At 73.5% G+C, this 1,397-nt stretch carries 1 protein-coding gene; it reads right to left on the bottom strand.

The annotated features are described in order from the left end of the window. Positions 1 to 1,397: ATP-binding protein (locus HW445_RS31000; RefSeq protein WP_180224107.1), on the bottom strand; the 1,397-nt coding region annotated here is incomplete at both ends.

Here is a 1,397-nt window from a genome sequence, read left to right as displayed (position 1 = left end):
CACGGCCACGGCCGTCACGCCGCCCTGCTTCTGCTCCCGCAGCCGCACCCGCACCCCGTGCCGGTGCGCGAGGCGGGCCACCACGTAGAGGCCGAGGCCCAGCCCCTCCTCGCCCTCGGGACCGTGCGGCTCCTCGGGGTCGAAGTCGGCCAGACGGGTGTTGAGCCGCTCCAGCCGGTCGGCGGTGACGCCGATGCCCTCGTCCTGGACGGAGAGCATCACCTCGCCGCTCTCCAGCAGCCAGCCCGACACCTCCACCGGCAGCTCCGGCGGCGAGAACGCCGTGGCGTTCTCCAGCAGTTCGGCCAGCAGGTGGCTCAGGTCGTCGGCGACGAAGCCCGCGAGGTGCGCGGCCGGCGGCAGCGCACCGATCCGCACGCGCTCGTACCGCTCGATCTCACTGACCGCGGCGCGCACCACGTCGACCAGCGGCACCGGCCCGGCGTGCTGCTGCCCGTGCTCGACGCCCGCCAGCACCAGCAGGTTCTCACTGTGGCGGCGCATCACGGTGGCGAAGTGGTCGACCTTGAAGAGCGTCGAGAGCCCTTCCGGGTCCTCCTCGCGCGCCTCCAGCCCCTCGATGACGGTGAGCTGACGCTCGACCAGCCCGAGGATCCGCAGCGCCAGGCTGACGTAGGCGCCCTCGGCGGAGTTCTGCGACCGGTCCAGCTGGTCCCGCGCGCTCTTCAGCTCGGCGCGCAGTTCCTCGCGCGCGTCCGCCATCCGCTGCCGCTCGCCGATCAGGTGCTTGCGGTCGGCCTCCAGCGTGGTCAGCCGCTCCTGGAGGGCGAGCGCGTGGCCGTGCAGGGCGTTGACGGAGCGGACGACCTGGGCGAACTCGTCCTTGCGGCCGGTGAACCGGATGGGCTCCTCGCCCTCCGGGTTCTGCGCGAGCCTGGCCGAGCCGAGGCGCAGCACGGCCAGCGGCCGGGTCAGCGAGCGGGCCAGCGCGGTGGCGATGCCGACGGCGACCAGCAGCAGCGCGACCAGCGCGGCGATGCGGATCTCCAGCTCGGTTACATCGTTGTCACGCAGCTCCACGAGGTCCTTCACACGGCCTTCGTAGAGCGAGGACTCGGCGCCGCGCATCAGGTCCAGCCGGGCGGAGAGCGCGGCGGCCAGCTTCTCGGGGTCGGTGGCCAGGTCCTTGTCGTTCATCACCGGCTGGTCGGTGAGGCTCTCCAGGTACGTGCCCGCGGCCTCCGACTCCGGGCCGGTGACGGTGGAGTCGAACGCGGCCGCGGTCCGGTCGGGCGCGGTGGACCGGAACTCGGCGAGCGCGGCGTCGGAGCGGACCTGGGCCTGCTGGGCGGCGGCGGTGAGGGCGTCCCGCTCGGCGGCGTCGGCCTCGGTGCTCACCGAGGTGGTCGTGGTGGTGCCGGTGACCGGGTCGTAGA

It is taken from the genome of Streptomyces sp. UH6, from assembly GCF_013421635.1.
GTDB lineage: Bacteria > Actinomycetota > Actinomycetes > Streptomycetales > Streptomycetaceae > Streptomyces > Streptomyces abyssomicinicus.
Note: the sequence above shows the minus strand (reverse complement) of the source record. Positions and strands in the feature narration are given on the sequence as shown.